General features: G+C 52.2%; 18 protein-coding genes. 9 read left to right on the forward strand and 9 right to left on the reverse strand.

Annotation, left to right across the window (positions count from 1 at the left end):
- The first annotated feature begins 99 nt into the window (after positions 1-99).
- Entirely contained in the window at positions 100-600 is a 501-nt protein-coding gene (locus tag F5984_RS07400) for an RrF2 family transcriptional regulator (RefSeq protein WP_152123608.1), read from the forward strand.
- Positions 601-715: 115 nt separating this feature from the next.
- Here F5984_RS07400 and F5984_RS07405 read toward each other — a convergent pair whose 3' ends face one another.
- Both F5984_RS07405 and F5984_RS07410 read right to left on the reverse strand, forming a co-directional pair.
- Positions 716-2,215, reverse strand: a complete 1,500-nt coding sequence (locus tag F5984_RS07405) for a DUF4301 family protein (protein WP_152123609.1) — start codon at positions 2,213-2,215, stop codon at positions 716-718.
- Positions 2,216-2,302: 87 nt separating this feature from the next.
- The gene (locus F5984_RS07410; RefSeq protein WP_152123610.1) at positions 2,303-3,124 is read right to left on the reverse strand and encodes an Fpg/Nei family DNA glycosylase; all 822 of its coding nucleotides are present in this window, start codon (positions 3,122-3,124) and stop codon (positions 2,303-2,305) included.
- A 244-nt stretch (positions 3,125-3,368) separates the two neighbouring features.
- On the opposite strand from F5984_RS07410, the gene F5984_RS26730 reads away from it, so the two are divergent.
- The gene (locus F5984_RS26730) at positions 3,369-4,319 is read left to right on the forward strand and encodes a hypothetical protein (protein ID WP_246168855.1); all 951 of its coding nucleotides are present in this window, start codon (positions 3,369-3,371) and stop codon (positions 4,317-4,319) included.
- Between the two features lie 88 nt (positions 4,320-4,407).
- Here the strand turns inward: F5984_RS26730 and F5984_RS07420 are convergent, their stop codons facing one another.
- Both F5984_RS07420 and F5984_RS07425 read right to left on the reverse strand, forming a co-directional pair.
- Positions 4,408-5,232, reverse strand: a complete 825-nt coding sequence (locus F5984_RS07420; RefSeq protein WP_152123611.1) for a hypothetical protein — start codon at positions 5,230-5,232, stop codon at positions 4,408-4,410.
- On the reverse strand, positions 5,229-6,173 hold the full coding sequence (locus F5984_RS07425; protein WP_152123612.1) for a hypothetical protein: 945 nt from the start codon (positions 6,171-6,173) through the stop codon (positions 5,229-5,231). The genes F5984_RS07420 and F5984_RS07425 overlap by 4 nt, the downstream gene beginning before the upstream one ends.
- Before the next feature lie 112 nt (positions 6,174-6,285).
- Here F5984_RS07425 and F5984_RS07430 point away from each other — a divergent pair, with 112 nt between their 5' ends.
- On the forward strand, positions 6,286-7,881 hold the full coding sequence (locus F5984_RS07430; protein WP_152123613.1) for an amidohydrolase family protein: 1,596 nt from the start codon (positions 6,286-6,288) through the stop codon (positions 7,879-7,881).
- A gap of 79 nt (positions 7,882-7,960) precedes the next feature.
- On the opposite strand, the gene F5984_RS07435 is transcribed toward F5984_RS07430, so the two are convergent.
- Together F5984_RS07435 and F5984_RS07440 are read right to left on the reverse strand one after the other, a co-directional pair.
- Complete coding sequence (locus tag F5984_RS07435; protein WP_152123614.1) at positions 7,961-9,598, reverse strand: M28 family peptidase; 1,638 nt, start codon at positions 9,596-9,598, stop codon at positions 7,961-7,963.
- A 73-nt stretch (positions 9,599-9,671) separates the two neighbouring features.
- On the reverse strand, positions 9,672-10,655 hold the full coding sequence (locus F5984_RS07440) for a lysylphosphatidylglycerol synthase transmembrane domain-containing protein (RefSeq protein WP_246168856.1): 984 nt from the start codon (positions 10,653-10,655) through the stop codon (positions 9,672-9,674).
- Positions 10,656-10,825: 170 nt separating this feature from the next.
- Between F5984_RS07440 and F5984_RS07445 the strand changes: the two genes are divergently transcribed.
- Genes F5984_RS07445 through F5984_RS07460 form a run of 4 tightly spaced genes read left to right on the forward strand, consistent with a single transcriptional unit; the run spans position 10,826 to position 15,168 of the window.
- Positions 10,826-12,943: a DUF7657 domain-containing protein gene (locus F5984_RS07445; protein WP_246168857.1), complete on the forward strand. Its 2,118-nt coding sequence runs from the start codon at positions 10,826-10,828 to the stop codon at positions 12,941-12,943.
- 12 nt (positions 12,944-12,955) lie between these two features.
- Positions 12,956-13,699: a glycosyltransferase family 2 protein gene (locus F5984_RS07450; protein ID WP_152123616.1), complete on the forward strand. Its 744-nt coding sequence runs from the start codon at positions 12,956-12,958 to the stop codon at positions 13,697-13,699.
- Between the two features lie 3 nt (positions 13,700-13,702).
- Complete coding sequence (locus F5984_RS07455) at positions 13,703-14,125, forward strand: DUF2304 domain-containing protein (protein ID WP_152123617.1); 423 nt, start codon at positions 13,703-13,705, stop codon at positions 14,123-14,125.
- Positions 14,122-15,168: a glycosyltransferase family 2 protein gene (locus tag F5984_RS07460; protein ID WP_152123618.1), complete on the forward strand. Its 1,047-nt coding sequence runs from the start codon at positions 14,122-14,124 to the stop codon at positions 15,166-15,168. Before F5984_RS07455 ends, F5984_RS07460 begins: the two co-directional genes overlap by 4 nt.
- Here F5984_RS07460 and F5984_RS07465 read toward each other — a convergent pair.
- Positions 15,147-16,397 carry a hypothetical protein gene (locus F5984_RS07465; RefSeq protein WP_152123619.1) on the reverse strand — a complete coding sequence of 417 codons (1,251 nt, stop codon included), beginning with the start codon at positions 16,395-16,397 and terminating at the stop codon, positions 15,147-15,149. The genes F5984_RS07460 and F5984_RS07465 overlap by 22 nt on opposite strands.
- Positions 16,398-17,116: 719 nt before the next feature.
- Here F5984_RS07465 and F5984_RS07470 point away from each other — a divergent pair.
- Complete coding sequence (locus F5984_RS07470; RefSeq protein ID WP_152123620.1) at positions 17,117-18,328, forward strand: glycosyltransferase family 9 protein; 1,212 nt, start codon at positions 17,117-17,119, stop codon at positions 18,326-18,328.
- Here F5984_RS07470 and F5984_RS07475 read toward each other — a convergent pair whose 3' ends face one another.
- Positions 18,329-19,030 carry a hypothetical protein gene (locus tag F5984_RS07475; RefSeq protein ID WP_152123621.1) on the reverse strand — a complete coding sequence of 234 codons (702 nt, stop codon included), beginning with the start codon at positions 19,028-19,030 and terminating at the stop codon, positions 18,329-18,331.
- Positions 19,031-19,082: 52 nt separating this feature from the next.
- Positions 19,083-19,886 carry a class I SAM-dependent methyltransferase gene (locus tag F5984_RS07480; RefSeq protein ID WP_152123622.1) on the reverse strand — a complete coding sequence of 268 codons (804 nt, stop codon included), beginning with the start codon at positions 19,884-19,886 and terminating at the stop codon, positions 19,083-19,085.
- Positions 19,887-20,156: 270 nt separating this feature from the next.
- Between F5984_RS07480 and gcvP the strand changes: the two genes are divergently transcribed.
- Positions 20,157-23,033 (forward strand): aminomethyl-transferring glycine dehydrogenase, encoded by a 2,877-nt coding sequence (gene gcvP / locus F5984_RS07485; RefSeq protein WP_152123623.1) that lies wholly within the window; start codon positions 20,157-20,159, stop codon positions 23,031-23,033.
- Positions 23,034-23,042 lie beyond the last annotated feature (9 nt).

The following is a 23,042-nucleotide window of genomic DNA, read 5'->3' on the forward strand; positions in this document are numbered from 1 at the left end:
ACTAAACCACACGCTAACTTGCCCGATTGAAACGGTAAGTCAAGTTCAGTAATAGTTGCCGCTCAACTATAACTCTTAATCCACAAGTACCGTAACGCAATGATTTCTAAAAAAGCTAAGTATGCCATAAAGGCCTTGAAGGTCTTGACGGAGGAATACGGGAAAGGCCCCGTACTCATTTCTTACATCTCAGCCAAAGAGAATATTCCGAAGAAATTTCTGGAGGCCATTCTGCTCGAACTCCGTAACCACGGGATTCTTCAAAGCCAGAAAGGTAAAGGCGGAGGGTATCTGCTTCGGGTTGATCCCGCTCGCGTAAATCTGGCACAGGTACTACGCGTGATTGATGGCCCCATTGCCCCAACTCCCTGCGTATCGCTGAATTTCTATGTGAAGTGCGACGACTGCGAAGATGAAGTAACGTGTGCGCTCAAACCCATTATGGAGCGCGTTCGGGATGCTAATCTCGGCGTGTACGAAAACACAACGCTGCTCTCGTTCCAAAATCCGTCGATGCTCGAAACCAAGGAGATTCCTATCGGGGGAGCTGCCAACGACCTGACCAGTGAGGGTGAAGGAGCCGGCCGACTAACTGCTTAAACAGGCAGACAGTCTATACTGAACATTGACAACCGCCCTTTAGAAAGGCATCATTTCATATAAAAAAACCACGGTCTCGAGACCGTGGTTTTTTGTTTTACTCACCGTAGGGGGCTTACTGATGCTCTTCCCGCAGTAAATCGTTTACCGTTTTTACAGGATTGAACGTAATGAGCGGCACTTCCACGAAAATGGTGTTCCAGTCGGCCATAGCCCCATTCCAGAGGCCGGGCAACTCCTGCGCTTTAAGGTCTTTACCATCTTTCGACTTCTGCGTGATAAACCCGGTTTTCATGTCGCGGTAGCGCGGTAAATCATACTGTTTGCCGTGCCGGTTTTTCAGGCCGCATACCAGATCAACGGGGTTAAAGTGGGTAGCCGTGTCGAAAATGGCTTTCTGATCGGCATTGTCCATATCGAACTGCGCCGACTCGACAATCTGCAACGACGACGAACCGTCGGGGTTCATGGCCCAGAATGGCCCACCACCCGGCTCGCCCACGTTTTTCACCATGCCACACACCCGGATAGGCCGGTCGAGCTTGCCTTTCAGGTAGGCAATTTTCTCTTCTTTAGTGTACGTATCGTAGGCCTCGGGATGATTGGTAAACAGGGTCATTTGCAAAAACTCGTCGGCCTCGGCCACGTAGCCATCGCTCACCTCGTCGGCTTCGAGCAGTTCCTGCAGGCGGAACAGCTGCTGCTGCGCATCGATCAGAATCATAGCCAGCACCTTCTTGTAGGTAACGGTATCTTCCTTGATATCGTCGGGGACTACGTTATCAATGTTTTTGATGAACACAATCTCCGAGTCGATGTCGTTGAGATTTTCGATCAGGGCACCATGACCTGCCGGGCGGAACAGCAGCGAGCCGGGGTCGCCATCGGCATTGCGGAAAGGCTCGTTGTTCAGATCAACCGAGATGGTATCCGTCGATTTTTTCTGCTCCGAGAAGGTCACATCATAGGCAACCCCCAACCAGGCTTCGAAATCTGGCTTTTCTTCAATAATCAGCTGCTCAAACCGGTCGCGGTGCTCCGGCGACACCGTAAAGTGCAACCGTACCAGGCCGTTTGAGTTGGCATAAGCCGCGCCCTCTACCAGGTGCTCTTCAACCGGCGTGCGGGGGCCGTCGGGGTACTGATGGAATTTGAGCAGGCCTTTGGGCAGGTTGCCATAATTGAGCCCTTCTTCGGTGAGCAGGAAACGCAGAACGGTAGTCGGCTCGGCGGTTTCAATATCCTGATCCTTGGCAGCCATTGCAGCTTTGAGGTCGTCGTAGAAAGCAAAGTCTTTGATACGGGCAAAAAACTGCTCGACTGATTTGTCGGTCTTTCCGTCGAGAGCTGCAAAAAGCGACTTGAACATGCGGGTGGCGGCCCCCGAAGCCGGTACAAACTTCATGAGGGTATAGTCCCCGGCTACTTCATCGTACCGACGCGTGTAGGTTGGCAGTTGCTCTTCGTCAACCCGAACAATGCCGTCGCCGATGGTAGCGGCCCGGATTACATTCAGGAAGGGAAACCCATCAATAAAATGCTGTATCTGCTGCTTAATTTTTTCTTCACTAATGCCCTGACTGGCAATTTGTACCTTGTCTTGTTCGGTAAACATGGTTTTATAGTATGGTTTCAGGCTTTGCGGGTCTAAACTAAGCCATTTAGACGACTACACGCAAAAAAAAGAGCACAGGGCCCTCAATTACGGCAGTGTCTGACAGGAGGGGCAGTACAGGGTAGTGCGCCCACCCACCACCGAACGCTCGATCCGGGTCCGGCAACGCGGGCAAAACTTGTGCGCATCCGGGTCATCGTGGGGCGGGCGGTCGTCCCACTCGCGGGCATGAATCAGAAACGAACCGGGGAAGTGCCGGTACGTAGCCTCGTGCCGAATGGCGGTTTCGAGCACCAGCCGGATAGCCTCATGCAGCGCATCAACCTCAGTATCGGTCAGGGTATGGGTGGGTTTTTCGGGATGCAGCCGGGCCTGATACAGCACCTCGTCGACAATCCAGTTGCCCAACCCGGCCGTGGTGGCCTGATCCATCAGCACCGGCTTGAGCGGAGCCTTGCGCCGACGCACGCGCCCGCCAAGTTCTTCGGGTGTAATGTCGAGCCCATCGGGCCCAATTTTCTTTTCGCGCAGAAAGGCATCGACATCCGTAACCAGTCCCACCCGTTCGAACTTACGGGGGCACAAAAAACCCAGATTAAAGCCATTTTCGAACCCAAACACGATGCGCGCAAAGCGGGGCCGGTCGAGTGAGGAGTGGTAATACGCCAGGTCGCCGGTCATACCGAAGTGCATCCGTACAATAATTTCGGGGTCGTCGGTAAACACAAACAGGTTTTTACCGACCCGGCGGGTGCCAACAAACGAGCGGCCCATGAGCCCCTCGGTGAGGGTTCCGTAATCGGTAGTCAGGAGTTTTTTATCCTCAACATCGAAAGAAGCAATAGGCTGATGGAGCGACGATGCTTCCAGGTATTGTCGTCTAATTTCTACTTCGGGCAGTTCAGGCATATTGTTCGAAAGATTATCCCCTTCTATACAACAATAGTCCTGGGGGTTCGTTCTGAATAGGTCAATCCGACAGGCATAAATTAGCTCTTTGGGAACTAATGTTTACATATAACCCGTTAGCTAACAATACATTACTGATAGCCCGAAAAACGCGTTATCTTTCGTGATCTTATTAATCCACTTAACCCCTTTGAATGATACAGTATTTACAAGTATCCTGTTTAACTGTTAAATTCAACTGATTATGGAGAATAATCCTCAGCAAAAATCGCGGACAAACGGAGCCCTTTTGGCTGCTCTGATTCTGATGACTGGCCTGGCCGGTGTTTCCAGCTACCTCTACTTCAACACGAAAGAGAAATCGGACAATCAGGAAGTAACTATTGCAGAGCGCGTCGAAGAGTTGTCGAATACTCGTGTAAAACTGGACTCTATTTCAACGGCCCTCGACGCCAAGATTGCCGAAGTTCAGAAACTGGGTGGTAACGTAGAAGAACTGCTGAAAGTGAAAGCCGACCTTGAGCGCGACAAAGACGCTCTTCGCCGAGGCTACGCGTCCTCATCGCGGTCGTTGATTGCTAAATACGATGTTAAGATTAGGGAGTACGAAGCGTATCTGGTCGAGAAAGATACCCTGATTGCCAACCTCCAGCGCGAGAACGGCATTCTGGTGACCTCAAACCAGACTCTGGCGACCGAAAATACGCAGGTCAAAACGGAACGTCAGTTGGCCCGTGATTCGGTAGTGGCATTTGCTGCTCAAAATCAGGAACTGTCGACCAAAGTGACGCGTGCGGCTGCCCTGAAAGCACAAAACGTGAAAGTGTACGCCGTATCGTCGAAAGGCAAAGTGCGTGACGATGATGCCTACAAAGCCAAGCGGTTAGACAAAATCAAACTGGTTTACACCCTGCTCGACAACCCACTGACGCGTGAGGAGCCCAAAGACGTGTATGTACGCGTGCTTGATCCCGACGGCGCTATTGTGTCAGACATGGCCAATGGATCCGGCACGTTTACAGTAGATGGTAACGAGACGGTTTACACCACCAAGCAGACGGTAAACTACGATAGCAAAGGCCAAACGGTTGAGCTGTTGTACACCCGTGGTACCGCTTATAAGCCAGGCAAATACACCGTTGAGCTGTATTCAGAAGGCTTTAAGATCGGTGCGGGCGAGTTTGCTGTTCGTTAAGCATTCCTATTTGTATCAACAAAAAGCCCTGAGCCAATGGCTCAGGGCTTTTTGTTTTTGCCGTCTTTGAACACGGGCGGAACCGGAATTACTCTTCCTCCAGGTCATCGGCGCCAAACTGAGCAAACAACGTTCGCCAGTAGCGGGTCACGGTTGGGTTATTGACCCGGCGCGAGGCCGTGGGCTCAAAGGGCAGCACAATACGGACGCTTGGCGAACCTAAGGCAAGATCACCTAGCTGTTTAGCATCGGCTTTGGCCCATTCGTCGGCCTGTCCGTCATTAGCGGGTGGGGTTTTATGAAAGTCACGGGCAGTGGCCGAGCCTGCGCGTGTGGGCATGCTTTCGACCATATCGCTGAAATAGTACACGCTCAGCAGTTGGCCGTCGGCTGCGGCATCGGCAATTACCGACAAGCTCGCCAGAATATCGGTTCGCTGATTCGATACCGCTTCGTTGGTTTGGGCCAGTTTGTTGCCCAGTTGTTTCCGAAACCGAGCCTTCTCGCGTTGCAACGCCAAATCAAATGCGGCCTGAGCAGCCTCAACGTCGGTGGGGCTGGCATTGGTCACATCGTCCATCTCGGTCCGCACTGTGAGCGATAGGGCACGCGCTTTGGCCGTGTTTTCGTGAATGTAATAAACCGTAATCTGATCGCCGGTTGTCCGAACGTTGTTCTTTACAATATCATCGAGCAGCTGACCGTATTTCTGCGCAGCATATGCCTGATTCGTGTTCAGACTCAGGCTTTTGTCCATAAAAATGAGCGTGTGCATGGGCTCATCGGCCTTCGGTTTGTCGTTCTCCGACGAACAGGCGCTCAGCACACCCGCCAGCCCCCCGAAGAGCCAAAGCCCATGCCCCAACAACCAGCGTTTGGCGTAGGTAGGGACGGAAAAAAGAGAAGCGTTCATAACGTCAGTTCCTTGCGCAGCACGCTATCGGCGGGCGCATTGTGGTTCCAGTAATCCGACAGGATCGTTTTCTGTAAAACCGCCCGAGAAGTCAGGAGTTTATCTTTTGATTTGTAGGTTTCCTCCCAACCCACAATCCGGTGCGGAAAGGCGTCTTCAAACACAATTGTCAGTTTGCGGCCGTCGGCGGCATAGTCAACCGTATACGCTTTGAGCGAATCACCCGAGAAGGTGCTTCCAGTATAGGCTTCGAGCTGCGCTTTGGCGGCCAATGGGTCGAGTCGTTTGTGCCGCAACCGCCCCTGCACCGTGCCCGGAATGAGCGTCACATCACCGATAGGCAACTGACCCGGATTCAGGCGGATACGGTTCCAGAGTTCATCTTCGAGCAGCTGTTTCTTCACCGTGTACTCCTCGTTGGCTTCCTGCTCGAAATACGACCGGCCGTTTACCCGATACCCGTCGTTTTTCAGGTTCAGCTGCACGTAACTATGCCCGCACCACTCCTGCCCCGACGTGCTCACTTTCAGCGTATTCGGAAACTTGGGGTTTGATATTGGCGTGAATACCGACGTAAACAGCGAATAATCGTAAATGCCCGTTGTGAACTTACGAACAAGGTTAGTTTTGAGTACCGGAATAGCCCGGTCCTTGCTGGCGTCGGTCTCCGACTTTACCTGCGTATCGGTCCGAAAATCTTCGGTAACAAAAATCAAAACCGCCGTGCCCCGGTTAAGCTCTCCGTACTGAGCCTGCTCCAGCCGGTAGCTGTTCAGTTCGGCCTTGCCTGCAAACCAGTATTCGGAGAAACGGGTATCGACAGCCGCGGCTGGTTTGGCCGGAGGGGTTTGCTGAAAAATAGTGGCTTTCATGGCTACGGCCACCAGCACGGCCAGCCCAATGGTGATGAGCAGAAAATTATTGATAATACGCTGTCGCATAGCTACCCGGTTGGATCGATCTTTTGCCAAAAGTACCAACAATACCTAAATTGCCCAATGTAGGGGCCAGAACCCCCGCCCTCAAACTCCAACGTACTCACCCACGACACCTATGCGTTTTCTTTACTGCTGCATTACCCTCATCGGGCTGCTAATCACCTGTGTACTACCTGTGCAGGGGCAGGTTGAAAAAGCCCCTGCCCGTAAAACCGGCGAGGGCGATGGCCCGTACGACCGGCTCATTATCCGGGGCGTTACGCTCATCAACAGCACCGGGGCACCGCCCATGGGGCCGGTCGATATTGTAGTCGAAAAGAACCGGATTGCCCAGATTCGGCCGGTTGGCTACCCCGGCGTACCTATCGACCCGGCAAGCCGCCCATCTGCCAAACCCGGCGACAAAGAGTTGAACTGCGACGGGATGTACCTGATGCCGGGCTTCATTGACATGCACGGGCACATTGGCGGACAGGCGCAGGGAGCCAACGCCGAGTATGTGTTTAAACTTTGGCTGGGGCACGGTATCACCACCATCCGCGACCCATCGGCCGGCAACGGTCTCGACTGGGTACTCGAACACCGCGCCAAAAGCAACCGAAACGAGATTGTCGCTCCGCGGATTCTGGCCTATACCGTATTTGGGCAGGGGGCCAAAGAGCCCATCATCACCCCCGAACAGGCCCGCGCCTGGGTGCAACAAAACGCCAAACGAGGTGCCGACGGCATCAAGTTCTTCGGGGCCGAACCGGCTGTTTTTCGGGCCGCTCTCGACGAAAACCGGAAGTTAGGCCTTCGCTCAGCCTGCCATCATGCCCAGCTCGAAGTGGCCCGGATGAACGTACTGGCTACCGCCAAAGCGGGCCTGACCACCATGGAACACTGGTATGGACTGCCCGAAGCCCTCTTTGCCGACCGGACCGTGCAGGACTACCCGGCCGACTACAACTACAACAACGAACAACACCGGTTTGAGCAGGCCGGCCGCCTGTGGGAGCAAGCCGCCAAGCCTGGCACAGCCCGGTGGAATGCCGTGATGGACTCGCTTATCCGGCTCGACTTTACCCTCGACCCGACCTTCAACATCTACGAAGCCAACCGAGACCTGATGCTGGCCCGCCGGGCCGAATGGCACGATGAATACACGATGCCGAGTTTATGGCGCTTTTACGGCCCCAGCCGCATTTCGCACGGGTCGTACTGGCACAACTGGGGCACGGAACAGGAGGTAGCCTGGAAACGTAATTATCAGCTCTGGATGCAGTTCATCAATGAGTACAAGAACCGGGGTGGCCGGGTCACTACGGGCTCCGACTCCGGGTTCATTTATCAGCTATACGGGTTCGCCTATATCCGGGAGCTGGAACTGCTGCGGGAGGCAGGCTTTCATCCACTTGAGGTGATTCGGGCGGCTACCATTAAGGGCGCTGAAGCCCTGGGCATGGCCGGGCAAATTGGCTCGGTAGAGGTAGGTAAGCTGGCCGATTTCGTGATTGTTAAAGAAAATCCGTTGGCCAACCTCAAAACCTTATACGGCACCGGGGCCATTCACCTGAACGACAAAAACGAAGTGGAGCGCGTAGGTGGCGTAACCTACACGGTAAAAGATGGCGTGGTGTACGACGCCAAAAAGCTATTGGCTGATGTGCGGGCTATGGTAGCCGACGCCAAGAAGAAGGAGAATTTCGAGATCCGGCAACCGGGGAAATAAGGAGACAGGGAAGAAAGAGAGAAGGGAAGGCGCGCTTGCGTTCCTTTCTCCTTTTCTCCCTTCTCCTTTCTCCTTATTTCTATTGCTTATTACTATCGACTTTCAGGCGCTCTTCGCGATTGGCGACCTCCCAGGCGGTGTAGAATACCAGACGGGCGGTTTTTTCGGCCAGGTTAAAGTCCATTTTCTCGATATCGTCGGTTGGCCGGTGGTAGTCGGCGTGCAACCCGTTGAAATAGAAAATGATGGGTATTTTGTGCTTGGCGAAGTTATAGTGGTCAGAACGGTAATAGATGCGCTCCGGGTCTTTCGGATCGTTGTACTTATAGTCCAGCTCCATTTGGGTGTACTGACTATTGGCGTTCTCGCTGATCCGGTGCAGATCCGACGACAGTTTGTCGGACCCAATCACGTAAATGTAATTGTCTTTGGGCGACTTGTTTTCGTGCAGATTATCGACCCGACCCACCATATCGATGTTTAGATCGCAGACAGTGTTAGCCAGCGGCAACACGGGGCTGAAATCTGTATAGTACTCTGAACCCAGCAGGCCTTTCTCTTCGCCCACCACCGTCAGGAAGAGCATCGACCGGCGGGGGCCGTTGCCTTCTGCTTTGGCTTTGGCAAACGCCTGCGCCAGCTCAAGCACCGATACCGTACCCGACCCGTCGTCGTTAGCACCGTTGTTGATTTGCCCATCGGGGCTAATACCGATATGGTCGTAATGGCTCGACACGATGACCACCTCATCTTTCTTGTCAGTACCCTCTACAAAACCCATTACGTTTTCGGTCTGCACATTCTCGTCTTTACGCTCGGCCTTCACAGCTACGGTACCTGCCAGTTTACCAACGGTGCTCATGCCTTTGCTCTTGATTTGCTCAATCGCTTTGGTGAGCTGTGCCGCTTTCTTGCCCAGCAGGGCCGCTGCCATTTCGGTCGAAATCATGAAGGTTCCTACCGTGCCGACGTTTTCTTGCCCCGCTTTCAGGCTCAACCGGTTAAAACGCTGCTGTAAGGCCGCCCGTTCTGTGAGTAGCCGCTTAAACTCATCGGCATTGGCCGCCGAGATGATAAACACCTGAGCTGCGCCTTTATCTTTGGCCACCTGCGCGCGGTACCGCCAGCTGTCGGGCTTGCCCCAGCGCGAGGGCTCAGCTGAGTTGGTCACAGCCGAGGTACCGTCGGCATTTTTGGGTTCGCCATCGAGCATGACCACGGCTTTACCTTTTACGTCGAGGTTGACATAGTCGTTGAACTTATCGTCGACAATACCATAATTGACAAACACGGTTTCGTAATTTGTTTCCTGCGGCAGGGCAATCAGGCCATTGGTCAGAAAATCTTTGAGGTAAGTAAACTGCTTACCACCCGATTTGACGTAGAAATCGCCCCAGGTCTTTTTGTAGAGCGTAAACGGCTGCATATAGCTCGTTTTGCCATCGGCACCGGGAACAACGGCCTTGAGGCCAAGCGCTGAAAACTGCCCGGCAATGTACTCAGCCGCTTTTTTCTGGCCCCGCGTACCGGTTTCGCGGCCCTCCATATCGTCGGCGGCCAGAATAGTCAGGTGTTTGCGGAGGTCATCGGCCGTAACGGTTTGGGCGTATGTCTCTGGTTTGGCAGAGGGGGGTTGGGCAGCGGGCGTTTGCGCGAGAAGGGGAACAACCGAACTCGCAGTCAGGCAAATGGCTGTTTTAAAAAGCCAATGTTTCATGTATTTAGTTGATGGTTTAATTGATTTAAAAACGTTATAGAACAGAGGATATTGGCCTTACTCCAAACCCCTTTTACTCAGGTACGGTCATTTTTTCACGTTTCGCCTGGGCAATGAGAACAGGGACAATCAAAAAGCTCAAGCTGTTCAGAACCAGGTTGATAGCCAACCCCATGGTATGTAAAAAAGTAGCAACAACTGTTCCCTGTGCCGTACTCAACCCATATAGTACCAATATGCGGCCCACAAAAAAATGGAAAGTACCTACCCCGCCCTGCGTCGGAACGGCCAATCCACCGATGGACGCAACTGCCAGAACGGTAAGGGCCGCTGTTGGAGGCAGATCGCGGGTACTTTCTACAGACAGCATCAGCAAATAAAGGTGTAGCCACGACAACACCTGGGTCAGAATAGTCAGAGCAACAAAGAGCCACGGATTGGGGAGCTGCCGGATTGCGGCAAACCCACTCCAAAGGCCTTTAGCAAATCCCTCCAATTTAACAGAGAAAGGGTGCTTTCGGACAAAAGGACTGCGCCAAAGCCAGATCAGGCCAACTGATGTAACCAGAGAAAGGCCTAATAAAAGAAACAATTTAGATCCGGAAACAGACCAGGTCATACCGGAAAAGTAACGGATCATCCGGGCCGACTCCAGTACAAACGTCAGCAGCAGCACCAGTAAAAGCATCAGAAAATCCAACACCCGTTCGGCTACCACAGACCCAAGCCCGTGCGACACCGGCACCTGATCGGTTCGCTGTAGTGTAATACACCGGGTAAGCTCCCCCGAACCAACCACAAGCATACTAATGAAGGCACCCGTCTGATAGGCCACCATTGCCCTAAATACTGTAGGATGGTGATGTAGGGCCAGTAATGATTGTTGCCAGCGCATAGCGCGTACCCAGTAGATCAGTACAACTACCAAACCAGACGCAACCACCCAGCCATAGTGAGCCTGCCGGAACTGCCCAACAATTTCAGAAAACGAAATATCCTTCAGTGCGTAAACCAGCAAGGCAAGAGCAACTCCGATAAACAGCCCTCGAGTTAGCATCTGCTTCATTTATTCTTTGAAATGACTGTAAAGTACCGAAATTTTAACGTCCTAATCACTTTCATCTACTTTGATCAACCAGTAAGGGATACTAATTTTGACTTTATGCGATTTAGGCATATTTATTGCCTATGTTGTTCTAATTCGTAATCAGCCCCGACCAATTACTCATGTCTAAATCGTCGAAAAAACGATCTCAATCTGGAAAACCAACCGAAAACGAGACATCACCAACCCGGCAGGCAGCCTCAGCAGTACCGGTTCAACCAGTAAGCCCCGTTGTTGACCGTAGCCAGGTTTCACCTGCTACCTCTACTCAAGTTGCTGACTCGTCGGTGTTGATTCGGTTTGACAAGCGGGTCAAAATAACCTTAGGGGCGTTTATAGGCATTTTTCTTCTGTTTGTTCTTTTCAAGTGGCACTATGTGTCGCTTCCTATCTGGAACACCCTACTGCCCGACGGGAGTGCCCCCAACCGTGGGTTGGTTGCAGGCACACCCAAGCAGATTCGGATGGACGACTATGCGGTGGGGGCTCCCTGGATTCTGTCTAATGTCAGTAATGAATTTGGCCATGAGAACGAGGGTATTGGTGGCCTGAAAGCCGCTTTGCTCGTTTCACCCACTAACCACATTGTGACCGTATTCAAGTTTATGCACTGGGGCTTTATGCTTCTCGACGCCGAACGGGGATACTCGTGGATGTATAACAGCAACCCTTTTCTGGTGTTGATCGGGTCTTTTTTATTTTTCCTGCTTGTATGCCGTAACCATTACCTTTTGTCTTTGACCGGAGCCCTTACCCTTTTCCTGTCTTCAGGTACAGTCCGCTGGTCGTTCATACCGGCTCCCATGATAGGCTACTGCGGTCTGGCTTTTGTGGCCGCTATCTATGTTCTGAAAGCCCAGAAGCCCACTCACATTGCTCTGTGGGCTCTGCTGCTGATCTGGAGCGTTATTAGCTATGCTCTTTACCTGTATCCGCCGTATCAATTACCAATGGTTTACTTGTTTGCCTTTGTGCTGGTGGGATACCTAATCAATGAGCGTAAAAACCTTTTCCCAATCAACCGAGTGCCGATCCGATTGGGTGCCCTGGGCGGCATTGCCCTTATAGCTGGCTTTGTGTTATATGTGTTTTACAACGATGTGCAGGAAACCCTGAAGGCTCTCTCGAGTACGGTTTACCCGGGTCAGCGTAGCGAAACAGGCGGCACCGGGTTCATTGCCAACGCTTTCTCTGAGTACTACAGCTGGTTTTTCGATGATCAAAAATTCCCCAAAAGCTGGTTGAACATCTGCGAGCTTTCACACTATCTCAACTTTGCCCCAATCATCATTCCCTTGTCGGTTCTGCTTTTCGTCAAAACACGTCGGATCGATTGGATGATTGTTGGCGGTAGTGTTTTTGTCCTGCTCATGTGGATCTGGATGGAAGTAGGCTTTCCCAAAAGTTTGGCTAAACTATCGTTGATGAGCATGGTACCAACCCGCCGGGGTCAGGTACCTATGGGCATCGGCGCAGTTGTGCTTCTGTTTCTATACCTGGGCGCCCTTAGTACGGCCAATACCGCAAAAAATGAGGTTAAGCTTCCGGTTTGGACCAACGCTGTGGCTATAATCGGTATTGCTGCCTTCATGATTTACACAGCCTATGTGAACATCAATGATTCAGAGGGGCTGGTCAAGCCTTTTCAGACGTTTATCCCGGTTGTGTTTTTTACGATGATGGGGGTACTACTGGTGTCATCAATCGCCATCCCCTACCGCCTGACTATTTTCTGTACAGGGCTGATTCTGTTTCTACTACCCAACCTTAAAGCTAATCCATTATCAAAAGGCCTCAGCCCCATAACGGAGAATGCTTTTTTCAGAACCGTCAAATCACTGGTCGAACAGGACCCTAACGCCCGGTGGATTGTCAATGGGAATCAGTTTATTACGTACATGGTCACGGCAACGGGTGCCAAGCAGATTACGGGGGTTAAATACATTCCGAATCGGAAGACAATCATGAGTGTACTCGACCCCAAAATGAAGCGCGATTCGGCGTACAATCGGTACGCTCACGTTACCAACCAATCGTACATTGATGGTAAAGATTCCGTTGTGCTGGTCAATCAGTTTGAAGATGGCTACATTATCGTCATGGACCCCTGCTCGCCCAGGATGAAGCAACTGAACGTGAAGTATCAGGTATTCGATCATGCACCACAACCGGTTGAAGTGCGGTGCATGAAGCAGGTGGCTACATTGGGGTCGCTGACAATTTACCAGACCAATTTCTAACGCTTTCCGGGCATGATAGCTGCTGTCGATTCGCACATACTGATCATTGTGCCTTGTTATAATGAGCAGGACACCATTGAGTCAGTAGTGGCGGGAATCTATCAAACCCGCGATAAGCACCGGTTAAACCTCGACGTACTGGTTGTCAATGACTGTTCGACCGACCGCTCTGTTGAAGCCATTCGCCGGACTGGTTGCTTGTACCTCAATCTACCCACTAATCTTGGAATTGGCGGAGCAATGCATGCCGGCTATAAGTTTGCCTGGCGTAATGGGTACGATATTGCCGTTCAGATGGATGGCGATGGGCAACACCCCACCCATGAGCTGCCCAAGTTGCTGCAACCATTGTTCGACAATCAGGCAGATGTGGTTATTGGCTCAAGGTTCATTACACGCGAGGGCTTTCAGTCATCAGCAACCCGTCGTATGGGTATTGCCTATTTCCGATGGCTTAACCAGTTTCTGATCGGTCAGACTATCCATGACAGTACCTCTGGCTTCCGGGCATTCAACCGAAAAACACTCGCTCTGGTTGAGCGATATTACCCGGATGAATACCCGGAGCCAGAAGCTATCGTTCAATTTGGTCTTAACAAGCTTCGAATGCTTGAAGTACCCGTTGTGATGAGCGAACGACAGGGGGGAGTGTCGTCCATCAACACTAGCCGGGCCGTTTACTATATGATTAAGGTAACTCTGGGAATTTTATTCATCTTTTTGCGGCTCCGTAACCGCCCAGTTCTAACTCTCTGACGTATGGAATCGCTTCCGATAACCATTCAGTTCATCAGCATCGTGGGGGCGCTGATGTTCATGATTATGATTTTTCGGCTCATTATCAAAGGGCACCTCCGTGAGGAATATTCAGTTGTCTGGATTGTTTGCACCGGCTTCCTGCTGGTTTTCTCGTTTTGGCGTTCCGGGCTGGAGAAAATCTCCCTCCTGCTGGGTGTGTATTACCCACCTTCGCTTATTTTTCTGGTAGGTATTCTGGCAATTATCGTTTTTTTGGTCCACCTATCAGTGGTCATTTCGAGGCAACAGAACCAGATAAAGAACCTTACTCATGAGCTGGCCTACCTTCGTCAGGAGTTAGATCAGCGTCAGTCGGTCAACCTGAGCAAGCCCGAGCCTACCCAGCCAATGACTACCGTTAGCCCAATACCACCATCCTTATGAAGCCCCATACCGGGCCGACACTAACGATCCTGATCGTTTCTTACAAAAGCATCGACGACCTGAAGCGCTGCTTACCGAGTATCTACCGTCAGCCTAATAGCGCCAAATTTGAGGTACTGATTGTTGACAATTACCCATTTGATGGTGTAAAGAGCTGGCTAGCCCATACGTATCCTGATGCCCGGTATATTCCTAATCCGACCAATTCGGGCTACGCAGGCGGCAACAATCTGGGGCTCCAACAAGCTGCGGGCGAGTGGGTACTTTTTCTAAATCCGGATACTGAGTTGGGGCCAAACGCTATATCATGCCTGCTCGAAACCGCTCGTTTGTACCCCAAAGCCTTTTTAAACCCCAAACTTCTTAATCCCGACGGAACCATCAATGCCTGTGGCAATCAGATGCATTACACCGGTATTACCACGTGTCGGGCTATCAATGAGCCCGGCTCTACACACAACACTCTTGAGGAGGTTCCTTTACTTTCAGGAGCTGCCTTAATGGCTCCAACCGAAGCTGTAAGAGAATTGGGCGGCTTCAACGAAGCCCATTTTATGTACTTTGAAGATGCCGACTTATCGCTACGGGCTCGACTGGCTGGCTACGCTTTGCTGTGCGATGGACGATCTGTAATCACCCACTACTACCGTTTAGGGATGACACCAACCAAGTTTTACTACCTGGAGCGAAACCGTGTTTTAACCCTTCTTCGCACTCTATCGGCCACTACCCGGCAACGTATGCTGCCCGCGTTACTCTTAACCGAGTTACTGACCTGGCTATTTGCGTTCAGGGGAATTGCTTACCTTAAAAGCCGAGCACGTGCCTACCGCTGGTTATGGTCAAATCGTGAATGGATAGGAAAGCAAAACCGGCAAATTCAGGCCACCCGCCAAATTTCGGATGCAGATTTGCTGGCGAGTGCTTCAACCCGGTTGCCGGTCGACCAATTGGCTTCGGGAGCTGTTAGCAAACTGGCTAACCAGTTGCTAACAGCCATTTATAGTTGGCTAAGACCAACTCAGTTAACCACAAAGCCTTGATCTAAAGGCTTGTAAGCATGGATTCGGCCATCGGTCAGATGCAACCATAAGGTGTACTGGCCTTTTTTCAGGGCTGCCTTTGGCAATACCGATGAGAAACCTGCTTCTGCAAATTGCATCGACTGCATTTGGCTGGCGACATCGTAGCGCATATGCTTTCCGGTATCAAAGGCATAGGCCTGCCCCGGTGCCTGAGCAATAATCTCTGTACGGCCGGCATGGGCATCCATACCATCAGCCACTGCCCACGTATTCCAGAATACAATATGGTCTTTGGTCTCAAACGGCCGGGCCTCGGCCGTAATGGTGCCTTGCGGAATTACCTCGGCTGCATCCAGCTGACGGGGAGTACTGGCTAAATCGGCCAGCGTGACCTTCGGAATTTGGTACGTTTTTCGGCGAAAGGCTTCATTGAGAATACGCTGCCCTTCCTGCTGGGAGGTTCCCCAATAAACCAGTAAGTTCTGAGGGTTATCGTTGTAAAACGCTGCACACAGTTGCAGAAGGCGGGTTCTGTCAGCTACCTTAACTTCATTGAGCCCTTGTGTGGTAAAGAAAAGATACACCGCCACCGCAGCAAAACCAAGCCCCACCGAAAGGCGGGCCCATTGGTGTTTCATGGCTTCGACTAACAGCACGCCTATCCCCGCCACTAACACCACTGAAAGAATACCATATCGCGGGCTAGTGGCCTGTATAACGCCAAAGCCAGAGCGGGTGGCCGTCAACAACAGGCAGGTGACATACACAAAGGTTACCATGCCCAGCATAGGCAGGTAATCCGTCAATCGACGGGCACGAATCAGGTAGACCAGTAAGCCCAAATACAGTGCCAACAGGACTTTTCCGGCTCGCGAGGGCGCTTCGGGACTTGTGGCAAATACCGACCCTGTCAGGGTAAAGAAATAGTCGATAGCCCGTCCCGTATTTCCAATCAGTGAATCATAAACACTGGGCAGGTTCTCCGAACGCTCAAACCCCCAGAAATACAAAATAGCTGTAAGCACAGCTACCCCACCCCATATGGCGGCATACCGGCGCTGGCCCAATAGCCAAAGCATCAGTGCGCCAACCGGAAAGGCAAACAGACCATTTCCGCTTGTAAACGTAGCCAGTATCGCGAAGGCACAAGCCCCCCAGAACGCTCGCGGGCGGCTGGGCGTGCTATTGATCAGGTAAAAGCTCGCCATCACAAACACCAACACATACAGGTTCTGTAGGGAAGCCATGCCCCATACTGTTAGCTCCCAAAAATGCAGTGTAAACAACACGTATGCTACAGGAACAAAGTAAAGCAGACGAGCTGGCAACGATAGAGAGCGAAGCGAAGCAAAGTAAAATAACCCTGTAAGAAACAGAAGGGAGCTATTACCAATCAGAATGAGTGTTCGGATATTAACCTGACCGCCAGCATAGTATTGGAGCAGAAAGACAAGCCGGTCAAAAACAATACGATGTTCATTGTGCTGGGCTACCAGCAGACTCAATTTCTGCCCCGCTGTTGTCTCTGCTTTTGTAAACCCATTAATAAATCGGAGCAGGGAGTCAAAATCGTCTTCAAAGGGGTAGTTGAAGGCACTTCCCCAAACAGTTTGATAGTATGACAAGGCCGGAAAAACCAATAACAGGAGGCCAACTCCAATTAAAAGATACCGTAAACTGGGCGATAGCATACGCGATCCATCGGCCGTAGCTGATTGAGCAGAAAGCACCGGATTAGGCTCCGCAACCGGTGAGGGGGATTTGGAAGACACTACTGGTTTGGAGACAGAACGAGAACGGGCAGATTTAGCCATAAACGAAGCGGGAAATTTTACCAATAAAGCTACGGTCAGGATACGAACTGACCAACAAATCGTTATGTGACTTTTTCGGGAAGCTCATCAGCTTCTATATATCACAGTGATCGAACAGAATTACAGTATATTTCGAGCGCAATTGTACACGAATGAACCTTAAAACACTTATTCGGCAGCTCAAAACTTCGCCCTGGCTCGCGCCGTTTCTGGCTGCCATCGACACTGTGCTTTGGCTCTCCGATTGGGTTGCGACCCTGAGCACTCCTCACCGACCACGCCCAGAAACGTTGCTCATAATCAGGCTCGATGTTTTTGGCGATTACCTGATGTTTCGGGGGTTTCTGGAGCAAATACGCCAGTCGCCCACGTACAGAGGCCACCGAATTATTTATTGCGGTAACGCAGCTGTTCGGTCGGTTGCCGAAACGTTCGATTCGGCTTTTGTTGACGAGTTTATCTGGACCGATATCTATGCCCTCAGCACCAATCTGCAGTACCGGTTCCGGTTTGTGCAGCAGCTCCGTCGGCTAGGAGTCCAAACGGTCTTTTGCCCTACCTACAGCCGGGTATTGGTGCTCGATGACTTTCTGGCCTGGGCCAGCGGAGCGACACAACGCATTGGCTGCCGTACCGATTATGTCAATATCAAACGCTGGGAGGCTGCCCTTGGCGACCGGCTTTATACCCGCCTGATCGACTCAGGCCCCGGACTCCTGTTTGAGCACGAACGTAACCGGCGTATCGTGGAAGAGTTTCTGCAAAAACCCGTTCGTCAGTACGCCATTCAGCTCAATTCGGTTTTAGCGGCCGAAGTGCCCCTACCACAGCCTTACATTGTATTGTCCCTTGGAGCGGGCCAGGAATTTAGAGTTTGGTCAGCCGAACGATTTGCCAGCGTGGCCTATCAGCTTCAGCGCGAGTATCCAAACCATGCCGTTGTCCTGACAGGTTCACCCAGTGAGCAGGTTTACGCCGACCAGTTCAAACGAACTAACCCTCTACCCGAACCAACCATCGACCTGACCGGCCAATTATCGATTCCGCAGCTAGCCTATGTACTCAGCCGGGCCAGTTTACTCATCAGCAATGAAACCGGCACAGTGCATTTAGCTGCCGCCACCCAAACGCCCACGGTCGTCGTTTCGCAGGGAAAATCGCTTATCCGGTGGCACCCGTACCCACCCGAACTAGCTACTCATATAGTGCATGTGTACCCCCCTGAGGTAGAAACTAATCGGCATCGGTTAGCAGAAATAGCCCCAGACCTGAACCCAGAGTCACCGTATCAGATCGCGACCATCAGCACCGACCGCGTTTACCAGTCAGCCGCCAACATGCTACAGGCAACAGGGGTACGCTGACTACTGCACCAGATGTTCGGCTACCAGCCAGCCATGTTGCAGACTATGGGCAATAACCCGGAAATCGGGGCGGGTTTGTACATCAGCCAGGGACCTAAAATGTTTCAGGTGGTGAATATCGTCCAGAATAAGCCAGTATGGTCGATTACCCAGCGTATCCCGAACAGTCTGATACTCAAGCCAGCCGATACCACCGGCCGAGTCGAGCAAAACCAGAGGCCGATCATCCCGATGGCGCAAAACCAGCTGATGCAACAGATCCTGTGGCCGGTTGAGAAACGAATTGCCAAACCAGTCGACAGCCGAAATGATCAGATTCTTACCCAGCTTACCCTCTACTTCATTCGTGTAAAACTGAACAGGATTGTCGAGCGTATCTATAAACACATCGGGGTACTTTTCGTGATTCTTCAGTACCTCATCTTGCCGGATAAAGGCCAGGGCCTTGTCTTTCGCAACTGTATCTCCCCAGAGTGGCTTTACAAACGACCACTTCCGCAGGTTAAACCGCGCAATTGTATGGAATGTCAGATTCCCCTCAATGGTGTAATAGGCTTTGGGCGGTCGATTGGCCGGGAAAGCAGTTGCCAACGTTTGCGTAGAACCTGTGCCAAGCCAGGTCCCAGTTTCAATAACGTAGTCGATTGGGTTATTGGCAAATAAGTCCACCAATGTCTGCCGAAACAAGGTATCTTTCGACATTGACACGGATTGATGAGGATAATCCTGATAACTTTTCATAAATATTTAACGGTCAAGGAATTAAGGCGCCTTCCTTCGTACGGGTTTCCAGCAGGGCAGCATCAGAGAGAATTCGACTTTTCATCAGTAATCCAATCAGATGGCCCAACCCAAACCGGCCAGCCAACACTAAAAACGAGAAGGAGAAGGAGGGTATCTGCTTGCGAGTAAACAGGTGGTAATTGCGGACGTTATAATAATTCAGCCCAAACTGTTGGCCTAGAATCTTCAAGGTTCGGGGCCGATACAAAGCCACATGTTGACCGTGATGAGGAGCATAGTACCACCACTTATCAACAGCAGGTGCCGGATCAGGGCAAGGCTGAGTAGTAAAGAAAATCGTATCTGAATACGCCAATATCTTGGTCAGCTCCTCGGCAGGATTGACAAAATGCTCAAAGCATTCAAAGGCAGTAGCCATTTCGTATCGACCCGGTGCAGCATCAAAACCACGGGCAATGATATTTTGGGCGTACAGATCTGTGCTATAAAAGTCGAATCCGACATCGCGCATGTAGCGGGTCAGTGTACCGTACCCACCCGCATAATCAACAAACCGACCCGATCGATTACATAAAAAATAGGCAATGGCCGCTGCCGACCTACCCATAATCAGGCTCCTTTGCAGTGTACCTGTATCAGTAGTAGTGAATGCGCTACTGTATGCTTCGTCGAGCCAGTAAGGAGTTTCGGTTTGTACAAATCCGCACATAGCGCACTCTTCATACTGTATATCGTACTTCCCCAGCACTTTGGCAGAAAAGAGTGGGCGGGTTTGACTTCCACATACCCGGCAGGATGAACGGATTGACGACACGATCAAGATTGGGAAAAGTTAACAGCACATAGACCCATCTACTTCTGCACAGAGCCTCTTGTGTACTATGTAAAAGTAGTAAGTTCTATACTAACCAGCCATTCTATCAACAACTTTTATGCCGAAAGTTGAAATGGAGGAACACGATCTGTCTCCCTTTTACTGCCCCAACACATTTCACGCCCAACCAGCCCCGTTTTTATACCACCTTCGCACGTTTCTCCGTAATTTTGGGTTTGGTTTCTAAAGCATTGCGCTCATCTGCTAACTATGTCTCTTAATATCCGGTACCAGGAGTCATTCGAAGATCGCCATAACGGCGTACAGGATCAGGAATTTCGGCAAATGCTCGATACGGTGGGCGTTTCGTCTATCAGCGAACTGATCGATCAAACCGTGCCCGCCAGTATTCGACTGCCCCGGCCGCTCAATCTGCCCGAGCCTCAGTCGGAAGCCCAGTTCCTGGCAAATTTCAAGAAGATGGCCGGTCAGAACAAGGTGTTTACCTCGTACATCGGTCAGGGCTATTACGATACCATCACGCCAAACGTTATTCTACGGAATATCCTCGAAAATCCGGCCTGGTACACGGCTTACACGCCTTATCAGGCCGAAATTGCACAGGGGCGTCTCGAAGCACTGCTCAACTTCCAGACTATGGTCACGGAACTGACCGGGATGGAAATCGCTAACGCGTCGTTGCTCGACGAAGGCACGGCTGCGGCCGAGGCCATGAGCCTGCTGTACGCTACCCGCCCGGCAAGCCGCAAGACAGCCGAAACCCTGTTTGTGTCGGAGCTTTGCCACCCGCAAACCATTGATGTGATTCGGACGCGGGCCACGCCGGTTGGTATTGAGGTGCTGGTTGGTGACCACCGCACCGTTGACCTCACCCAGGGAAATATCTTCGGAATGCTGCTCCAGTACCCCGCTACCGACGGTGAGGTATTCGACTATACCGACCTCATTGCCGCAGCGCACGAACTGGGCATTACGGTAGCTGTTGCCGCCGACCTGCTGTCGCTTACCCTGCTTACCCCTCCGGGCGAAATGGGTGCCGACGTGGTGGTTGGGTCAGCACAACGGTTTGGTGTACCAATGGGCTACGGCGGCCCCCACGCCGGGTTCTTCGCCACGCGCGATGCGTTTAAGCGGCAAATTCCGGGCCGTATCATCGGTGTGTCGATTGATGCACAGGGCAAGCCTGCCCTCCGGATGGCCCTCCAGACTCGTGAGCAACACATCCGTCGCGAAAAAGCCACCTCGAACATCTGTACGGCTCAGGTGCTGCTCTCAGTAATGGCGAGTAGCTACGCCGTATATCACGGTCCTAATCGGCTCCGCCAGATTGCCGAACGCACCCACGGCCTGACCAAACTGTTTGCAACCGCCCTGAAGCGGTGCGGCCACACGGTGGTAACCGAAAACTATTTCGATACCGTGACCGTACGAGTAAGCGATGTTGATTCGCTGAAGAAATCGGCACGGGCGGCTCAGATTAACCTGCGCTACCACGCCGATGAACAGCACGTAGGTGTGTCGTTCGATGAAGTGAAGACTTACGACGACGTGGTGAGCCTGCTCAACGTGTTTGGTGTTGATACCGACCTCGAAGCCATTGCTCAGGAACTCCAGATTAGCTGGCCCGAGCGGCTCGTTCGGACGTCGGACTACCTGACCCACCCGGTCTTTAACACGCACCACACGGAGCACGAAATGCTCCGTTACCTGCGGTCGCTGGAAGAGAAAGACCTGTCGCTGGTGCACTCGATGATTTCGCTGGGAAGCTGCACCATGAAGCTCAACTCAACGGCCGAGATGATTCCCGTTACCTGGCCTGAGTTTGGCAAGATGCATCCCTTTGCCCCGAAAGACCAGGCAGCCGGCTACCAACAGTTGTTTACTGACCTCAATAACTGGCTGTGCGAGATTACGGGTTTTGCGGCTATGTCGCTGCAACCCAATTCAGGTGCACAGGGCGAGTACGCAGGTCTGATGGTGATTCGGGCGTACCACCAGAGCCGGGGCGATCATCACCGCAACGTGGCTCTCATTCCGCAGTCGGCGCACGGCACCAACCCCGCCAGTGCTGTAATGGCCGGCATGAAAGTGGTCATTGTGAAGTGCGACGAGCGCGGCAACATTGATGTTGAAGACCTCCGTGCCAAAGCCATTCAGCACAGCAATGAGCTGTCGTCGCTGATGGTTACTTACCCCTCTACCCACGGGGTATTTGAAGAGAGTATCAAGGAAATCTGCGCTATTGTGCACGAGCACGGTGGGCAGGTATACATGGATGGTGCCAACATGAACGCGCAGGTGGGCCTGACCTCACCCGCTACCATTGGTGCCGACGTTTGCCACCTGAACCTGCACAAAACGTTCTGCATTCCGCACGGTGGTGGCGGCCCCGGCATGGGCCCCATCGGCGTAGCGGCTCACCTCGTACCGTTCCTGCCGGGTCACGTTGCCGTTGCCAATGGCTCAGGCGCGGTGTCGGCAGCTCCGTATGGTTCGGCCAGCATCCTGACCATTTCGTACGCATACATTGCCATGATGGGCGGTGAAGGACTCACCCGCGCTACCGAACGGGCCATTCTGAACGCCAACTATATCAAAACACGGCTCGAAGGCCACTACTCGGTACTCTACACGGGTACGAGCGGCCGGGCGGCTCACGAGATGATTATCGACTGCCGTCCGTTTAAAACAGCGGCCGGTGTAGAAGTAGAAGACATGGCCAAGCGCCTGATGGACTACGGTTTCCACGCACCAACGGTGTCGTTCCCGGTAGCGGGCACGATGATGATCGAACCGACCGAGTCAGAGTCAAAAGGCGAACTGGACCGGTTCTGCGACGCCATGATTGCAATTCGGAACGAGATTCGTGAAATCGAAAACGGCCAGGTCGACAAGGGCGATAACGTGCTGAAACACGCTCCGCACACAGCTTCGGTTGTACTGGCCGACGACTGGAGCCGCCCGTACAGCCGTGAGAAAGCCGCCTTCCCGCTGCCTTATGTGCGTTCGCGCAAGTTCTGGCCAACGGTGAGCCGCATCGACAGTGCCTATGGCGACCGGAACCTCGTGTGCTCGTGCGTACCTACCGATGCCTATGCCGAGGAGGTAGACGAAGCAGTAGCTTAGACGTTGGGT

It is taken from the genome of Rudanella paleaurantiibacter, assembly GCF_009184635.1.
GTDB lineage: Bacteria > Bacteroidota > Bacteroidia > Cytophagales > Spirosomataceae > Rudanella > Rudanella paleaurantiibacter.